This window comes from Pontibacter virosus, assembly GCF_003096355.1.
GTDB lineage: Bacteria > Bacteroidota > Bacteroidia > Cytophagales > Hymenobacteraceae > Pontibacter > Pontibacter virosus.
Genome location: NZ_QEKI01000003.1, coordinates 397,364 through 414,201, shown reverse-complemented (window position 1 = coordinate 414,201; position 16,838 = coordinate 397,364). Strand labels below are relative to the sequence as shown.

15 protein-coding genes are annotated in these 16,838 nt (G+C 48.8%); 7 read left to right on the top strand and 8 right to left on the bottom strand.

The genetic code is table 11. The annotated features are described in order from the left end of the window. Positions 1–25 precede the first annotated feature (25 nt). From C8E01_RS07050 to C8E01_RS07040, 3 genes are all read left to right on the top strand, one after another. Complete coding sequence (locus tag C8E01_RS07050) at positions 26–610, top strand: coiled-coil domain-containing protein (protein WP_116542639.1); 585 nt, start codon at positions 26–28, stop codon at positions 608–610. A gap of 286 nt (positions 611–896) precedes the next feature. Then, positions 897–2,837 (top strand): AAA domain-containing protein, encoded by a 1,941-nt coding sequence (locus C8E01_RS07045; protein ID WP_116542638.1) that lies wholly within the window; start codon positions 897–899, stop codon positions 2,835–2,837. Between the two features lie 122 nt (positions 2,838–2,959). Then, entirely contained in the window at positions 2,960–3,475 is a 516-nt protein-coding gene (locus C8E01_RS07040; protein ID WP_116542637.1) for an FKBP-type peptidyl-prolyl cis-trans isomerase, read from the top strand. Between the two features lie 65 nt (positions 3,476–3,540). Here the strand turns inward: C8E01_RS07040 and C8E01_RS07035 are convergent, their stop codons facing one another. Next, entirely contained in the window at positions 3,541–4,128 is a 588-nt protein-coding gene (locus tag C8E01_RS07035; protein WP_243409465.1) for an acyl carrier protein phosphodiesterase, read from the bottom strand. Between the two features lie 141 nt (positions 4,129–4,269). Between C8E01_RS07035 and C8E01_RS07030 the strand changes: the two genes are divergently transcribed. Both C8E01_RS07030 and C8E01_RS07025 read left to right on the top strand, forming a co-directional pair. Continuing rightward, positions 4,270–4,764, top strand: coding sequence for a pyridoxamine 5'-phosphate oxidase family protein (locus C8E01_RS07030; protein ID WP_116542635.1), 495 nt, complete (start codon positions 4,270–4,272; stop codon positions 4,762–4,764). A gap of 117 nt (positions 4,765–4,881) precedes the next feature. Then, positions 4,882–5,619, top strand: coding sequence for a DUF3291 domain-containing protein (locus C8E01_RS07025; protein WP_116542634.1), 738 nt, complete (start codon positions 4,882–4,884; stop codon positions 5,617–5,619). A gap of 6 nt (positions 5,620–5,625) precedes the next feature. Here C8E01_RS07025 and C8E01_RS07020 read toward each other — a convergent pair whose 3' ends face one another. Together C8E01_RS07020 and C8E01_RS07015 are read right to left on the bottom strand one after the other, a co-directional pair. Then, positions 5,626–6,321: a DUF1003 domain-containing protein gene (locus C8E01_RS07020; protein WP_116542633.1), complete on the bottom strand. Its 696-nt coding sequence runs from the start codon at positions 6,319–6,321 to the stop codon at positions 5,626–5,628. A 1-nt stretch (position 6,322) separates the two neighbouring features. Next, complete coding sequence (locus C8E01_RS07015) at positions 6,323–6,973, bottom strand: DsbA family protein (RefSeq protein ID WP_165820582.1); 651 nt, start codon at positions 6,971–6,973, stop codon at positions 6,323–6,325. A gap of 354 nt (positions 6,974–7,327) precedes the next feature. On the opposite strand from C8E01_RS07015, the gene leuS reads away from it, so the two are divergent. Then, entirely contained in the window at positions 7,328–10,099 is a 2,772-nt protein-coding gene (leuS, locus tag C8E01_RS07010; RefSeq protein WP_116542631.1) for a leucine--tRNA ligase, read from the top strand. A 307-nt stretch (positions 10,100–10,406) separates the two neighbouring features. Here leuS and C8E01_RS07005 read toward each other — a convergent pair whose 3' ends face one another. The 4 genes from C8E01_RS07005 to ispG form a co-directional block, all read right to left on the bottom strand. Further along, complete coding sequence (locus C8E01_RS07005) at positions 10,407–10,913, bottom strand: MarR family winged helix-turn-helix transcriptional regulator (RefSeq protein ID WP_116542630.1); 507 nt, start codon at positions 10,911–10,913, stop codon at positions 10,407–10,409. A gap of 269 nt (positions 10,914–11,182) precedes the next feature. Continuing rightward, positions 11,183–11,527 (bottom strand): MmcQ/YjbR family DNA-binding protein, encoded by a 345-nt coding sequence (locus tag C8E01_RS07000; protein WP_116542698.1) that lies wholly within the window; start codon positions 11,525–11,527, stop codon positions 11,183–11,185. Positions 11,528–11,539: 12 nt separating this feature from the next. Then, the gene (locus C8E01_RS21610; RefSeq protein ID WP_165820581.1) at positions 11,540–11,704 is read right to left on the bottom strand and encodes a DUF6728 family protein; all 165 of its coding nucleotides are present in this window, start codon (positions 11,702–11,704) and stop codon (positions 11,540–11,542) included. A 104-nt stretch (positions 11,705–11,808) separates the two neighbouring features. Further along, complete coding sequence (ispG, locus tag C8E01_RS06995; protein ID WP_116542629.1) at positions 11,809–13,782, bottom strand: (E)-4-hydroxy-3-methylbut-2-enyl-diphosphate synthase; 1,974 nt, start codon at positions 13,780–13,782, stop codon at positions 11,809–11,811. A gap of 290 nt (positions 13,783–14,072) precedes the next feature. Between ispG and C8E01_RS06990 the strand changes: the two genes are divergently transcribed. Beyond that, positions 14,073–14,435, top strand: a complete 363-nt coding sequence (locus tag C8E01_RS06990; RefSeq protein WP_243409464.1) for a hypothetical protein — start codon at positions 14,073–14,075, stop codon at positions 14,433–14,435. A gap of 51 nt (positions 14,436–14,486) precedes the next feature. On the opposite strand, the gene C8E01_RS06985 is transcribed toward C8E01_RS06990, so the two are convergent. After that, the gene (locus tag C8E01_RS06985) at positions 14,487–16,679 is read right to left on the bottom strand and encodes a glutamine synthetase III family protein (protein ID WP_116542627.1); all 2,193 of its coding nucleotides are present in this window, start codon (positions 16,677–16,679) and stop codon (positions 14,487–14,489) included. Between the last annotated feature and the right edge of the window lie 159 nt (positions 16,680–16,838).

Below are 16,838 nucleotides of genomic sequence, written 5' to 3'. Positions count from 1 at the left end.
GTGATAGAGTAAAGCATTCCTTTTTATGATGATGAAGAAACTACTGGCTATTTGCTTTTGCTGCCTTTGGTTTGTGGGCGCGCAGGCACAGGAACAAGCACCACCGCAAGAAGACAAGCTCAGCCGTCTGATGGGCGAGCGTGAACAGCTGATTCTGGAGTACCAGTATTACAGCGGACAAAACAGCAATTTCTGGGGTAAACAATCCAAGAAAGACCTCCTTAACATCATCGACACCCTCAAAGAGATCATCCGCAAAGATTCGGAGTTGATTGCGGCCGTGAAAGAGGCCAGCGTGCGCAAGATCGCCGAAAGCACCGTGGAGAGACAGCGGGCCGGTAAAATGATCCAACAGGATGAGCGCCTGATCAACAACCAGATCACCGACCTCAAAGGGCAGATCAGCACGCTTGAGAGTCAGGCCAAGAAGCGCGAACGTGTCATTCTGGATCTCAAAGAGCAACTGAAAGCGACCGATGAGGTGCGCTACGGCAAAGACCGTGTGATCGCCATATTGGGTGGTGCCGCGTTCCTCTTTTTCCTCTATGCAGTTTTTCTGCAGGTTAGACTGAGCACCAAGAAGGCGCCTAAAAAACGCAAGAAGGCCTAGGGCCGTATAGCTGCCACAGGTATCATTCTGTTAAGAAACTTAATGAAATAGAGGGCCCCTCCTCCCGGAGGTTAAACCTAAGCTAAGAGCTACCAAGATCCTTACAGGATGACAAATAAAGTAGAGTGAAATAACCCTGACAGGTATAAGAAACAGTCTGTGGCAGCGGAATTATTTAGTACACGCTTTTTGTTATAAGACGATACCTTTTTCAGGTATAGACAATAGAACAAAAGCTACGGAAAAGGCTGGCGCTATGTACCCAGCCTTTCTTTTTTAGATACGCATGATCGATATTTTTGAAGAACTACGGCAGGTACAGGACCTGTTGAAAATAGAACAGGAAGAAGACCGGCAGCAATACAAGCTGAAGGCACTCAAGAGCACGATCACCGAGCGCAAACAAATGGGCCTTTGCTGGTATCCGGTCGTGATCTCAAAAGAAGAAATCGGTTTTGGCAACAAAGTGGTGATTGAACTGGAGCGTACCTCCGACCGTGACCAGCTGCACCTCTTCCAGCCCGGTAAAACAGCCTCTCTTTTCATAAACAGCAGTGAGAAAGCCACTTTAAGCGGCGTGGTACTGGGCGTGAAGCGCAACAAGGTGATTCTGGCCACGAACAAGGAAGATCTGCCTGACTGGGTGGGAACTGGACGCATGGGCATCGAGTTGACCTTCGATGAGATCAGCTACCGCGAGATGGAGATCGCCCTTAAAAAGGTGCAGGAAGCCAAAGGTACGCGTCTGGCCGAACTCCGTGACATCATGCTGGGTATAAAACCGGCTACCTTCACGGGCGAGAAACTGGAGGTAATTCAAGTGCTGAACGAGTCGCAGAACGAAGCCGTGCAGAAAATAGCGCAGGCTAAGGATGTAGCGATCATCCACGGACCTCCGGGTACAGGCAAAACCACCACGCTCGTACAGGCCATCCTCCATACCCTGAAATCTCAGAAGCGATTGCTGGTAACGGCGCCTTCAAATACAGCCGTTGACTTGCTCACCGAGAAGCTGGCGAACGAAGGGGTGAACGTGATCCGCATCGGTAATCCGTCTCGTGTGTCAGATGTGCTGTTGGAGCATACCCTGGATGCACAGGTAATGGCGCACCGGGCTTACAAAGACTTGAAGAATCTGAGAAAGACAGCGGAAGAGTATAAGCGCATGGCCTACCAGTTCAAGCGTAAGTTCGGGCATCAGGAGCGGGCGCAGCGCCAGCTTTACAAATCCGAAAGCCACCGCCTCCTCGACGAGGCTGACAACGTGGAGCACTACATCACCGATGACTTGCTGGACAATGTGCAGGTGATCACATGTACTTTAGTGGGCGCAGCCAATAAGGCCATCCGCCACCTGACCTATGACACGGTTTTCATCGACGAAGCGGCGCAGGCCCTGGAGCCAGCTTGCTGGATTCCGATCAGCCGCACGAACCGCGTGGTGCTGGCCGGTGACCACTGCCAGCTGCCTCCTACCATCAAGTCGCTGGACGCGGATAAGGGCGGTTTGAGTGTGACTTTGTTTGAGAAGTGTATCAATCGCCAGCCGGAGGTGTCGGTGATGCTTAAAACCCAGTATCGCATGCACCATCACATCATGCAGTTCTCGAACCAGCAGTTCTACAGAGGCGAACTGGTGGCGCACGAAAGCGTGCACAGCGCGGAACTGCACGGGTATAACACGATCTTCTCACCCGACATGGCGGTGGAGTTTATCGACACAGCCGGATGCGGGTATAATGAGGCCGAAATGCCCGACACGCAGAGCTCCGCCAACCCGGAAGAGGGAGATCTTTTGATCAACCATCTTTCGAACCTCTTGAAGGACTACGACGAGGATGAGGAAGTAGCACCGCTGAAGATCGGAGTAATAGCGCCCTACCGTGCCCAGATCAACTACCTGCAGGACAAAGTGGAGCATACGCCCCGTCTGCATGATTTGCATCAGAAGCGCCAGTTAAGCATCGGTACCGTGGACAGTTTTCAGGGACAGGAGCGCGACATCATCTGCATGAGTCTGGTACGCAGCAACGAACGCGGCGAGATCGGCTTCCTGGCGGACGAAAGGCGCATGAATGTGGCCATGACCCGCGCCCGCCGCAAGCTGATTATTGTAGGCGACAGCGCCACGCTATCCACCAACCCGTTTTTTGCGAAGTTGATTTCCTACGTGGAAAGCATCGGTGCTTATAAAAGTGCCTGGGAACTAACTGAGAGCCTGCCTTAGCGTAGGTATAAGTTTACATTTTATTTATTCATCATCAGGGAGTCGTTCAAATAAAACCGGGTGAGTTATGCTTCTCCGGTTAATCTTTTTACCTTTCTGATACCAAAACAAAACACACAATTATGAAAATTGAGAAAAACAGAGTGGTGACGCTCTCTTACGAGCTCCGTATTCAGAATGAAAGCGGTGAGCAAACCCTCGTTGAAACTGCCAATAACGAAAATCCAATGGTATTCATATACGGCATGAGCGGCCTGCCAGATCAGTTCGAAGAGAACCTTGACGGCAAGAGCGCTGGTGACACGTTTGACTTTAAACTGGATTCAGAGGCCGGTTACGGTGAGTTCGACCAGAACGCGGTTGTTGAGCTACCCATGAGCGTATTTGAAGTAGAAGGTGGCATTCCGGAAAACATGCTGGAAGTGGGCAACTTCATCCCGATGGCGGACAGCGAAGGCAACCAACTGCAGGGCCGTGTGGCTGAACTGAAAGACAATGCAGTGGTAATGGACTTCAACCACCCGCTAGCTGGCAAAGAACTGTACTTCAAAGGCAAGGTTGAAAAAGTGCGTGAAGCAACAACCGAAGAACTTGACCACGGTCATGTGCACGGTGAAGGCGGTGTGCACCACCACTAAGAACCAACAGTATTCATAAAGAAGGAGTCGCAGGTATAGCGGCTCCTTTTTTTTACACCTACTTGCTATACCACCTTCCTCAACTCCGGCAGCACCTCCTCCACATAGGCAATTAGTTCCGGGAAGAACAGGGAAAAGTCTTCGTTATAAAGCGCATAATTCTCCAGCAACTCCTCCCCCGCCCTCTCCATACCCGATTCAAACGAAGTACGTCGGCTTAGTCCACCAAGGGCCTGCGCTATACCTGACACCTTGGCATAAGACAAGAGCCAGTTTTGCCGCATCATGTAAGGAAAGAAATACTGGACCCGCTCCGGAAGATTAGGTAAGTGTTGATTGATCAAAGTATAGACGCGGGAGGTATATTCTTTCAAGGATTCAGAAGAAAACTCCCCGAAACGGTTGGCTAGAAAATGGTCGAAGTACAGGTCGGCCACAACCGGAGCGTATTTGCGAAAATAGGGACGCAGGCGAGCTTTGGTTTCGCTTACCACTGGGTGCGTGTCGGTATAGGTGTCGATGAGGCGATGCAGTTTGATGCCCCGTGCAATGCCCGTCGGGTATAGCTCGAGCTGTTTTCCTTTCACAGCATCGGCTATAAAATTGCCCAGTAAAAGCTCTTCGTCGTCGCCTGACAGGAAAATATGGGCCAAATAGTTCAATGTTTCTGTGTTTGGTTCAGCTGCAATATAAACATCTTATACCTGATTCGGTTGTAAAGGTATTGCCAAAACGGGTATAAACACTTTAGCACATTAGCCCGTACCACTTAAACACATACAACCTAGAAAACTATGAACAACGATCGAAAAGAGAATCTGCAGAAACTGATTGAATTGTTAGAGGACATTGACTTTACCATGATGACTACCGTGGACGAAGATGGAAGTTTGAGAAGCCGCCCTATGAGTACTCAAAAAATCGGGGAAGATGGGGTAGTCTGGTTCTTCACCGGTTATGAATCAGGCAAGTCGCACGAAATCAAAAACGATTCGCATGTGAACCTGAGCTACTCCAAGCCGTCTGACAACGTGTTTGTTTCTGTTTCAGGCAAAGCAACCCTCTCCAAAGACAGAGCAAAAATTGAAGAGCTATGGACTCCTGAACTCAAGGCGTGGTTCCCGGATGGGAAAGAAGACGCGAATATCGGGCTTATTAGAGTTGATATTGAAAAAGCTGAATATTGGGACTCTCCCAATAGCGCTGTCACGCACCTGATTGGATTTGTTAAAGCAACTTTGTCTGGCGAAAGCTACGATCCGGGTGAGAATAAAAAGATTGACCTATAGTTGTAGTAACAGCTAAAAATAACTCCAGACACCTGCCAAACAAATCGGTTCGGCAGGTGTTTTTGGTTTATTCGTTTTGTAAATTGCATTTGTACTTACCATTTAATACCGAATCCCTTGCGACAAATTACCCCACAGTCCGATCGACTAACCACCCTGACGCTTTTCGGTTTTCGGAAAGGCCATATCCGTTGGGGTTTGGCTCAAATGGGCACCAAAGGCGCCGAACTAGATCAAATCCCCGGATTATTATTCTACAAATTATTAGGCAGCGGCCAGGGCAAAGGCTTCAGCATCAAACCTAACTTTCGCAGATATGGCCTGATGTGCACCTGGGAAAGCGAAGAGGCTGCTGACGAGTTTCTGGAGCGCTCTGAATTGATGCTGGAGTACAGGCTGCATGCATCCGAAATCTGGACGGTGAAGCTACAACCTATGCAAGCGCATGGTCTGTGGGACGGTGTGCAACCCTTTACACCACAACTGACGGAAAAGCAGTATGATGGGCCGGTAGCAGTATTAACCAGAGCCTCTATTAATTGGCTGGCGTTACCTCAGTTCTGGCGTTTTACGCCGAAGGTGAGCAGAGCGCTGGAAGAAGCCAAAGGACTGATTTGTTCTATTGGGCTCGGCGAACTTCCCCTGATCCGGCAGGCCACTTTTAGTGTATGGGAGTCGATGGAGGCCATGAAAACTTATGCCTATCGCGGTGATTTGCACAAAGAAGTGATCAGGCGTACACGGGCTGAAAAGTGGTATAGCGAAGAATTGTTTGCCCGCTTTATACCTGTGGAGAGCCATGGCCTGTGGAACGGTGTGAATCCGCTGGCTACCGTACTCAGTGAAAGCGAGTAAGGCCCATTATTTCCGCCAGCGGTTGAGGATGTCTTCCATCAGATCTACCTGTATCTGTTGAATTTCGAGCAAGCGCTGGTTCTGATGCACGATCAGGTGATCGATCTTTTCGTGCAGCAATCGAATCTCTAATTCTGCCTTCAGGTTCACTTGGTAATCATACTCCGACCGCTGCCGGTCTTTCACCTCTTTACGGTTTTGGGACATCATGATGATCGGTGCTTGTATGGCTGCCAGACAGGAAAGGATCAGGTTGAGCAAAATGAAGGGGTACGGATCGAAAGGGCGTGTTGCGAGTAGGTATACATTCACCATCATCCAGAGCAGGATAAACCCAAAGAAAGCCAGGATGAACGTCCAACTGCCACCAAAGGTAGCGATCCTGTCGGCCATACGGTCTCCTAGCGACAGGTTTTCCTGTAACTCCTCTTCGATGTTGGAAGATAGCAATTCGTTTTCCTGTATACTGTCGAGCACCTCCTTTTCCAGATCCGAGATCTCGCCCAGTTCTTTTTCCAACAGTTGCTCCAGATATATCTTTCGGTACTTGTTTAAATTCCCCGCCGCTACATAAGATGCATCTGTGAAATCAGGGTAGTCGGCTTGAATCAGCTTAAAGATAGGCCGCCGGATGCTGGCTCCCAGCACCAGTTGGTTTAGAGGGAGATGCCTTTTGGTAAGGTGGCAGACAGCGGTTTTCATTTTAATGTTGTGCCCCTTTCAGGGCTTCTTCCAATTTGGCCTTCAGCGCATCGTATAAATAATAGCCACGGCTAAGCAGACTCAGGTTGTGGCCAACGAGCAGGTATACACTTGGGAAAGCGTTGGCCTGCAGGTGCCGGGCAATCAGGAAATCCTGCTGCGTTTTCTCTTTCATTTCATCGGAGTGAAACTTCTCCAGAAAAGTGTCTTCCGCTATACCTAATCCCAATGCGATCTCTGCGAGCACTTCGGCTTTGGTCACGTCGTTATTGCGGGCATAAAAGGCACGTTGTACTTCCTCTGCCATCTCCAGCTCTTTTTCAGGCTGCAGGTAACGCATGGTCACCACAGCGCGGCAAGCCGGCTCTGTATCATACACAAAGCTCTCCCGCTCAAAGAAGCCGAAATCAAAAGTCTGTTCTGTCGCCTTCTCTACTTCCTGCCAATGTTGCTTAATAGCGGCTTTCATTTCATCCCCCATCGGCTCAGTAGTACCCGGGCGCAATCCCCCCAGTACCAGCTTAAAGTTCAGCTTACCTTCCTGTTCCTTTTTGAGCCTGTGCAGCACCGGCGCAAATCCATAGCACCACGAGCACATCGGGTCCATCACATAGATCAGGTGCGGCACATCCAGCAGATCGTATTTTTCCATCGTATTCCATTTTGCTTCAAAGTGCAAAGGTATTTATTCATTGTTAAATTGTTACATAGTTAAATTGTTAAATGGTATTCACACAATTTTTTTGATTTATAATTATTCGCACTTTAGGAGTTGATACAAAATCTAACATCTCGCAATACTATCGCCAAACAGGATGCCTATACCTGGAGCATCACAACTTTTAAAAAGCTTCCAAGGCCCGCTTCATCTGTACCTTTCGCACAACCACTATTCACTAACAATTCAAACATCCGACAATTAACAATCAGTAATCAACAATTTAACCATTTAGCAATTTAACGTATCTTAGCAGCTTGTTTAGATCAAGCGATTACAGGATAAACTATGTCAGAGTATAATTTCAATCAGATAGAGAAGAAGTGGCAGCGTTACTGGGAAGAGAACCAGACTTTTAAAGCCAATGAAAACACCGATAAGCCGAAGTATTATGTGCTGGATATGTTCCCCTACCCATCTGGGGCGGGTCTGCACGTAGGACACCCACTCGGTTACATCGCCTCTGATATCGTGAGCCGCTACAAACGCTCCAAAGGATTTAACGTGCTGCACCCGATGGGTTTCGACGCCTTTGGTTTGCCAGCCGAGCAATACGCCATCCAAACGGGCCAGCATCCCGCCATCACAACGGAGCAGAACATTGGCCGCTACATTGAGCAGCTCAAGAACATCGGTTTCTCTTACGAATGGGAGCGCGAAGTACGCACTTCCGATCCAAGCTATTACAAGTGGACGCAGTGGATCTTCATGCAGCTGTTCAACAGCTACTATAACTATACATCCGATAAAGCAGAGTCCATTGATAAACTGATCGCTGCCTTTGAGGCAAACGGAAACGCCAGCATCAAGGCTGCCTGCGACGAAGACACCCCTGCCTTCTCGGCCGAAGATTGGAAAGCAATGAACGAGCAGGAGAAAGCGGAGACACTTCTCAAGTATAGATTGACTTATGTAGCCGACGCTGTGGTGAACTGGTGCCCTGCCCTGGGTACGGTGCTGGCCAACGACGAAGTGAAAGACGGTCTTTCTGAGCGCGGCGGTTATCCGGTAGAGCGCAAACTGATGCGCCAGTGGATGATGCGAATCACCGCCTACGCCGAGCGCCTATTGCAGGGCCTCGACACCATCGACTGGCCGGAGCCGGTGAAAGAAATGCAGCGCAACTGGATAGGCAAATCAGTGGGTGCTGAGCTTGACTTTGCCATCGAAGGCGGTGCTTCCGAGAAGATCAAAGTCTTCACAACACGTATTGATACGATTTACGGTGCCACTTTCGTGGTGCTGGCACCAGAGCACGAATTGGTAGATGAAATCACAACAGATGACCATCGCGCCGAGGTGGAAGCTTATGTGAACGTGGCCAAAAACCGCTCGGAGCGTGAGCGTATGACCGACGTGAAAACCGTGAGCGGTGTATTTACCGGAGCTTACGCCATCAACCCGATTTCCGAAGAACGTGTGCCGATCTGGATCGCCGATTATGTGTTGGCTGGCTACGGTACCGGTGCTGTGATGGCCGTTCCGGGCCACGACTCCCGTGACTACGCTTTTGCCAAGCACTTCAACCTGACTATCCGTGAAGTGGTAGCTGGCGGTAATCTGGAGGAAGAGGCTTATGCTGCCAAAGAGGGAAAAATCATCAATTCAGGTTTCCTGAACGGACTGGAGGTAAAAGATGCGATCATTGCAGGTATAGCCAAAGCCGAAGAACTGGGCGTGGGCAAAGGCCGCACGCAGTTCCGTATGCGCGATGCCGTGTTCAGCCGTCAGCGCTACTGGGGTGAGCCGGTGCCTGTATACTTCAAAGACGGTATACCGCACTTGCTCGATGAGAACGAGCTGCCGCTAGAGTTACCAAAGATCGACGCCTACCTGCCAACCGAGACAGGTGAGCCTCCGCTGGGCCGCGCCGTAGACTGGAAATATCAGGATCAGTACGAATATGAACTGAGCACTATGCCGGGTTGGGCAGGCTCGAGCTGGTACTGGTACCGCTACATGGACCCACAGAACGATCAGGCCTTTGCCGACAAAGCCAAGGTGGAATATTGGCGCAATGTGGACTTGTACATGGGTGGCGCCGAGCACGCGACAGGTCACCTCCTCTACTCCCGCTTCTGGAACAAGTTCATGTTCGACCTGGGACTGGTGGTAGAACAGGAGCCCTTCAAAAAGCTGATCAACCAAGGCATGATCCAAGGTCGCTCTAACTTCGTGTACCGCGTGAAGGACAGCAACACTTACGTATCTTTTGGCCTGCGCAAGCAGTACGACACCACTCCCCTGCACGTGGATGTGAATATCGTGGAGAACGACGAACTGGATCTGGAGGCCTTCAAAGCTTGGAGACCGGAAAACGCCAATGCTGAGTTTGTGCTGGAAGATGGCAAGTACATCTGCGGCGTTGAGATCGAAAAGATGTCGAAGTCAAAGTATAACGTGGTGAACCCGGATATACTGGTAGAACGCAATGGCGCCGATACCTTGCGCATGTACGAGATGTTCCTAGGGCCACTGGAGCAGTTCAAGCCTTGGAACACCAACGGCATGGATGGCGTGACTAAGTTCCTGAAGCGTTTCTGGAATCTCTTCCATAGCAACGATGGTAACTTTGCCGTGACTGATGAAGAACCGACAGCTGCTGAGTTGAAGTCGTTGCACAAGACAGTGAAGAAGGTAGAAGAAGACATTGAGCGCTTTTCGTTTAACACTTCGGTTGCCACTTTCATGATCTGCGTGAACGAGCTAACGCCCCTTAAGACGAACAAGCGGGCTATTCTGGAGCCTCTTACCATTGCCTTGGCCCCTTACGCACCGCACATTGCGGAGGAAATTTGGGAGAAGCTAGGTCACAAAGAGAGCATTACGTTCGCCTCCTTTCCGACTTGGGATGAGAAGTACCTGGTTGAAAACACGTTTGAGTATCCGGTATCGGTAAATGGCAAAACACGAGGAAAGCTTGCTTTTGCCACCGACGCGCCACGCGAGGACATGGAAAAAGCAGTATTGGCTGACGAAACGATCATTAAATTCCTGGAAGGAAAAACACCAAAGAAAATTATTATCGTCCCTAACAAAATCATCAACGTGGTGGTATAAGGATTTCCATCTTACCACTAACTTTCCAAAAGCCGCTCAGACCCCAAATCTGGCGGCTTTTGGTTTTTCATACCTCTTCATATTTTGTCATAATAGCAAAAAGCATATCAAGCACCGCTCCTGTATTTTGTATTACCTGATGGGCTAAAATGGGCAGTGAATTTTACAATTCACTATAGATTGCTAGTGTTAGAAGGTCTGCCTTAATGCCTTGTGCTAACCGTATCAATTTATCATTACTTACATAGCCTAAAAACAAAAAAGGATAGCCTTATTGGCTATCCTTTTTTGTTTGGTCCGGAGCTTCTTAAACAGCCTCGTTAAACTGGAGAGCAGGTGACAGACGATTTTCTGCTGTAGAAATCGACTCCCGTGCTTTTGCAAGCAGACCAGCTAACGTGGTTGCTTCTTCTTCAGTCAGCCCCTGTAGCAGGTTGTCTAGCTTGTACAAGTCATTTCCTATCTGATCCAGTAGACTGAATCCTTTGTCGGAAATCACGATGTTCACCAGACGTTTGTCAGAGATGTTACGCTCCACCTCCACCAAGCCTTTGGTTTTGAGGCGACCAACCAACCGGGAGGTATCTGACATTTTGTCGAGCATATTATTGCGCAATACCGAAGTGGATACCGGCTTAGGATAGTGCTCGCGCAGAATGCGCAGAATATTGTACTGCTGGCCAGTTACGTCATATTTTTTAAAAAACTCTTCGTAACTGTTAATCAGCAAACTGTTTGTTAGGATAATGTTTAGACTGGCATTTTGCCATTCATTTCTGTAGGCAAATATGCCTACATCGCGTTGAGATTGCATAGTGAGATAGGGTGAATAGTTGCGAAATAGATCTTAATATACATATAAACTTTTATATACGTTGCAACTTTCTTCGCAGTTTTCTTACCTTCAGATATGCATTTAGAATGCTTTGAGTAGGTTTTAATGCCAAACACTCACAAACAGGCAAAAAAATATATCTTGTGTTATAATCCAATGCGTGTTTGTGCGGGAATTGTCAAAATATCAGTCATTCATTAGCACAAAAAAAATTTATACGGCTTATAATTTTTTTTGAAAAAAAGCGTTTAAAGTGGCTTCAGCGCTTTCGGTAGATTTGCCACCACCAAGGTATAGGAATGGTCAATAAGCGACTTGAGGAAATCCGGCTCCAAGCCAGCTAAGGGAAGCACTGTGTTCCAATGCTTTTTATTCATGTGATAGCCGGGTAAGATTTGTGCATACTGCTCACGTAACACAACAGCATGTACCGGATTGCATTTTAGTGCTATCCCTTTCCTATACTCAGACAGGCTGCATAGGGCAAACATCTTACCACCTACCTTAAATACAAGCGTGTCTTCATCAAAAGGCAATTCTTCCGTAGTGCCAGGTTTCGCTAGGCAGTAATCCCTGAAGTCTTCAATATTCACAGCGAAAGGCACTTACCAATGTTTAATGACAAAATATATCATGGCAGCCAAAAACATCAGAATCGAGATCTTGTTGATGGTGTGCATGGCCCGAAGATTAAAGTTAGTTTTTTGATTCGGGTCCTTTTTGCGAAAGAAGTAGGTAGCCACTTCTGTAAAATCAAATAATCCTTTCATAGTGCGGTAAATAATATTTTAAAATACATGCGGCCACAAATTGCTGTTGTCACATGCTCAATCCTTAACAAATAATCTAGGCGAGTGGATAGCCGGGTATAGCCTTATGCTTCCAGCTGCACAGGTTCAATCCACTTTTCGTCCTCCCGGATCAACTCTATCAATTCATCCACCGCCCTGTCGGCTGGAACAGACTTTTTGACAACAGTTTGACCACGGTAGAGAGCAATCTTGTCTTTCCCGACACCTACATAGCCATAGTCGGCGTCAGCCATTTCACCCGGGCCGTTCACGATGCACCCCATGATGCCTATCTTCACACCTTTCAGATGATCGGTTCTTTTGCGGATCATAGCGGTCGTCTCCTGCAAATCGAATAAAGTACGACCGCAGCTTGGGCAGCTGATGTACTCAGTCTTGCTCATGCGGGTGCGGGCAGCCTGAAGGATGCCGAAGCTCAGGTTGTTCAGTTTCTCAATCGTGCTCAACCAGGCTCCTTTTTCCTGCGCAGGCAACAATTCCGTGCCCAGCATGATACCGTCTCCTAATCCATCAATCAGCAAGCCGCCCACATCGGTAGATGCGTACAGTTGTACCTCATCTGGTGTCAGCGCACCGTATGAACGCTTGATGATGGCAGGCGTGTTTATGCCATTGTTTATCAGGCGGAAGAAACACTTGCGCAGCTCAGGCATAGCATGCTCATTAGAGGTATAAAGCACCAGCACCGCCGTAGGGTCCTGCTTCAAACGCTCCATTAAATCCTCGGTGATACCACTGACATCCGTTTCAATGAAGTTCAGTTTCGGATGCAGATGGGTGGCTTCCAGGTACTGCTTTGCCGTGAGCATAGGATGCCGATGCTCCTGATCTTCTACTAACTGCCACGGCACGTAATTGATGATTTCCTTCAGTCCGTTAGGTAACATGAAGTTGATCGGATGGTCGCCAGTATAAATATAGTCTGCTCCCAGGTCGTTCATATTGAACTTATCCAGCAGCATAGAATACAGGTGGCCGACGCTTTTCAGGTCAGCATACTGTATATCACGCAACTGACTCAGGTCAGCCAGCACGCGTGGCACGTTTTGACCTCCGACGTTTTCTACTTCTCCTGTTTCGCGGCGATGATATTGAAACGGATCGATCGGGATGTTACAAATCGGCTTGATCGGCTGTGCTTTTTCTGCCCGGTAGGTATAGCGGTCGATGAGTGCTTTGGCTACTGGCGCTTCGGCTTCCGGTGCTTCCGTCAGAGACACGCGCACGGTGTCACCCAGTCCGTCTTCCAGCAGGGTACCTATACCTACGGCAGACTTAATGCGGCCATCTTCCGCTTCTCCAGCTTCTGTTACGCCCAAATGCAGTGGGTATGGCTTCAGCCCCTCCTCTTCCAGTTTCTGGACCAATAGTCGGTAGGCCTGCACCATTACCTGCGTGTTCGAGGCTTTCATGGAGATGACAATGTTGTAGTACTGCTCGTCTTCGCAAATGCGCAAAAACTCCAACGCACTCTCCACCATACCCAAAGGCGTGTCGCCGTAGCGGCTCAGAATGCGGTCGGACAAGGAACCATGGTTGGTACCGATACGCATGGCGGTTCCATGTTCTTTGCAGATGCGAACCAGCGGCACAAAGCGCTCCCGAATGCGATCCAGCTCCGCCTGGTAGGTCTGGTCGTTGTACTCAATTACCTCAAATTTCTTCTTATCGGCATAGTTGCCCGGGTTAATGCGGACCTTCTCGACGATACGGGCTGCCACCTCAGCAGCATTTGGCGTAAAGTGTATATCGGCTACCAGTGGGGTGTTATACCCACGGCGGCGCAACTCCTTCTTTATGTGGCGAAGGTTTTCAGCCTCCTTGATGCTAGGTGCGGTGATGCGGATGTACTCACAGCCTGCCTCGATCATGCGGATGCACTGCTCCACAGAGCCCAGCGTGTCCATGGTGTCCACGGTTGTCATGGATTGCACCCTGATCGGGTGATGAGCCCCCATGGGCACGTCGCCAATCTGTACCTTAATGGTTTCTCTGCGTTTATATGCTGTCAGGTTGGGGCAATAGATCTTGTTCATATATAAATGGGCCTTCGCTAAAGCTTCCTTCTCTTAACTTAATTCAGACCTGCTTTGTTCAACAGGCGTACAGCGTAAATTTAGCATCATTATTTTAAACAGAGGTAAGTGCGGCAATTTTTGTGGCAGGATTCGTGTATGCAAACAAACTATCAGAATCGTTTAGGTATAGTGATGGATGAAATTATCAGTATATTGTTGTATAAAACAAGCAGGCTAACGTTAAAGATAATTGAAATTGGATCAGCATACGCACAGAATACTAATTCAAACAAACAGAAATGATACACATGAGTGCCTACATACCGAAGAACACTGACGCCAAGCTCCGCTCACTGTTACATTGGGGAAAAATACGGCAGGAGCAACTGACAGAAGCTTTCCTGATAACTAAAGACACGGTACTGGGCTTTCTGAAAAGGCAAATTGAACACGGCAACTGGAGAGGTGTTCTGGAAGTACTCAAAGGCAAGCCCATGACGAAAGCCGGCCGGTTCGTGTTAGACGAACTACGAAGTAAGGTGGTCAGGAAACTGATCATGCAAATGGGCCTGCGACCTGTTATAGCCACTACCCTGGTCATACTACTTCTGCCCATCATATTGGCGAAAGTGGCAGGAGAAGTGGTCGGCTGGATCAGAAACCGAAGCTAATAAAAAAGAGCACCTGGTGCAGGTGCTCTTCCTCTTTCTAATAAGATACGGTTATCGCCTGAACATCAGTTCGCGGTACTTCACCAGCGGCCAATCCTCGTCGTCCACCATCAGTTCTAATTTGTCTACACTCGTACGGATGGCTTCAAAATAAGTCATTACCATTTCGTTGTAGAAAATTGCTTTCTCACGCACATCCTCAATCTTATTGGCAACCTTTCGTTGCTGAATCATGTCTACGGCGTTTGTCTGGATCGATTTGATATGACGGGAAATACGCTTGATCGAGTCTAGTGTAGATTCAGTGTACTCATCCTCCAGCCCCAAGTCTTTCAAACCGCGAATATTCTGAATCAACTTGTTCTGATAAGCCACAGCCGTTGGAATTACGTGGTTGAAGGCAAGGTCGCCCATAACACGCGACTCAATCTGTATTTTCTTGATGTAGTCCTCCAGCAGGATTTCGTGTCGGGCATGCAACTCTATTCTCGAAAGAATACCGTGGCGCGTGAAGAGGTCCTGCACATCCTCGCGGTGGTATATGTCCAGGGCACGCGGCGTCGACTTGATGTTTGACAGTCCACGTTTGGCTGCCTCTTCCTCCCACTCTTTGGAATAGCCGTTGCCCTCAAAGCGAATTGCCTTGGAGGCAGCCACATACTCGCGCAGCACCTGAATGATGGCTAACTCCTTCTTCATTCCTTTGTTATCAATCAGGTCGTCTACCGCTACACGGAAATCGATCAGCTGATCGGCTACGATAGTATTCAGCACGGTGATAGAGGAAGAACTGTTTGCAGAGGATCCAACGGCGCGGAATTCGAACTTGTTGCCCGTGAAAGCAAACGGAGAGGTCCTGTTACGGTCGGTGTTATCGCGTAGGATTTCAGGGATCTTGTCTATACCTAGTTTTAAGTACATGTTATCGCCTTTCTCCATCGGCACCTTGGCAGTGCGCTCCAACTCTTCCAGTACCGCCGTCAGTTGCTGGCCCACAAAAACCGACATGATGGCCGGAGGCGCTTCGTTGGCACCCAGACGGTGGTCGTTGCTGGCCGAAGCAATACTGGCACGTAGCAGGTCAGCGTGTTTGTGCACGGCCATCACCGTGTTGACAAAGAAAGTCAGGAACTGTAGGTTTTCCTTCGGCTTTTTGCCAGGAGAAAGCAGGTTGACGCCCGTGTTGGTGCTCATCGCCCAGTTGTTGTGTTTTCCGCTGCCGTTTACGCCTTTATAGGGCTTCTCGTGAAGCAATACTTTAAAACCATGGCGCTCTGCCACACGGTCCATGATATCCATCAGAAGCTGGTTGTGGTCCACAGCCAGGTTGGCATCCTCAAAGGTTGGGGCACATTCAAATTGATTAGGCGCCACCTCGTTGTGACGGGTGCGCAAAGGTATACCCAGTTTCAGGGCTGACTTCTCAAAGTCTACCATGAACGAGTGTACGCGGCTAGGTATAGAACCAAAATAGTGGTCTTCCAACTGCTGCCCTTTTGCCGGCGCGTGTCCAAACAAGGTACGGCCAGTCATCACCAGGTCAGGGCGAGCTTCGTACAGGGCACGGTCAACTAGAAAGTATTCCTGCTCGATGCCCAGCGTGGTGTTAACTTTCACCACATCTTTATCGAAATACTGGCAAACCGGAACAGCTGCCTGGTTGAGCAGATGAAGTGACTTCAGCAAGGGCGTTTTGTAGTCAAGCGCCTCACCGGTATAAGAAACGAAAATGGTAGGTATACAAAGGGTACGGGTACCGGCATTTTCAATCAGAAAGGCTGGCGATGATGGATCCCATGCACTGTAACCCCTGGCTTCGAAAGTATTGCGTATGCCGCCGCTCGGGAATGAAGATGCATCCGGCTCCTGCTGCACGAGAGCACTACCCTTAAAACTCTCGATCGGATCACCTTCATTAGTCAGGTCAAAAAAGGAGTCGTGCTTTTCAGCTGTGGAGCCTGTAAGCGGCTGAAACCAGTGCGTATAATGTGTCGCACCTTTGCTCATGGCCCACGTTTTCATGGCAGCGGCCACGGCATCAGCCAGATTTCGGTCTACTTTTTCACCCGCATCTATCGTAGCACAAAGTCTCTTAAAGTTCTCGGTAGACATAGTGGCACGCAGGGCATCAAAACCGAACACGTTTTCACCAAAATACTCTGAAATTTTGCTGGATGGCAGCACCACCTCTGCCGGTTTGCGCTGACTCACCAGTTCGAGCGCCTTGAATCGAAGAATTGCCATTGAGTTAAGGGGTTAGGGTATAAAGTATGGTCAAAGGTAAATGCTAGATTAATAAGTTGTATCTAACAGGGTATGTTTTTTTAGGGGGTATATAAAGAAAAGTTACATGCTATCACCAAAACACCCCACCAAATCAAGGGGTCTTATTCAAAAGTGCTT

Excerpts from the sequence above, each read along its gene's own strand:
- C8E01_RS07050 (WP_116542639.1), top strand. The coding sequence starts at position 26 with ATGATGATGAAGAAACTACTGGCTATTTGCTTTTGCTGCCTTTGGTTT.
- C8E01_RS07045 (WP_116542638.1), top strand. The coding sequence starts at position 897 with ATGATCGATATTTTTGAAGAACTACGGCAGGTACAGGACCTGTTGAAA.
- C8E01_RS07040 (WP_116542637.1), top strand. The coding sequence starts at position 2,960 with ATGAAAATTGAGAAAAACAGAGTGGTGACGCTCTCTTACGAGCTCCGT.
- C8E01_RS07030 (WP_116542635.1), top strand. The coding sequence starts at position 4,270 with ATGAACAACGATCGAAAAGAGAATCTGCAGAAACTGATTGAATTGTTA.
- C8E01_RS07020 (WP_116542633.1), bottom strand. The coding sequence starts at position 6,321 with ATGAAAACCGCTGTCTGCCACCTTACCAAAAGGCATCTCCCTCTAAAC.
- C8E01_RS07015 (WP_165820582.1), bottom strand. The coding sequence starts at position 6,973 with ATGGAAAAATACGATCTGCTGGATGTGCCGCACCTGATCTATGTGATG.
- leuS (WP_116542631.1), top strand. The coding sequence starts at position 7,328 with ATGTCAGAGTATAATTTCAATCAGATAGAGAAGAAGTGGCAGCGTTAC.
- C8E01_RS07005 (WP_116542630.1), bottom strand. The coding sequence starts at position 10,913 with ATGCAATCTCAACGCGATGTAGGCATATTTGCCTACAGAAATGAATGG.
- C8E01_RS21610 (WP_165820581.1), bottom strand. The coding sequence starts at position 11,704 with ATGAAAGGATTATTTGATTTTACAGAAGTGGCTACCTACTTCTTTCGC.
- ispG (WP_116542629.1), bottom strand. The coding sequence starts at position 13,782 with ATGAACAAGATCTATTGCCCCAACCTGACAGCATATAAACGCAGAGAA.
- C8E01_RS06990 (WP_243409464.1), top strand. The coding sequence starts at position 14,073 with ATGAGTGCCTACATACCGAAGAACACTGACGCCAAGCTCCGCTCACTG.
- C8E01_RS06985 (WP_116542627.1), bottom strand. The coding sequence starts at position 16,679 with ATGGCAATTCTTCGATTCAAGGCGCTCGAACTGGTGAGTCAGCGCAAA.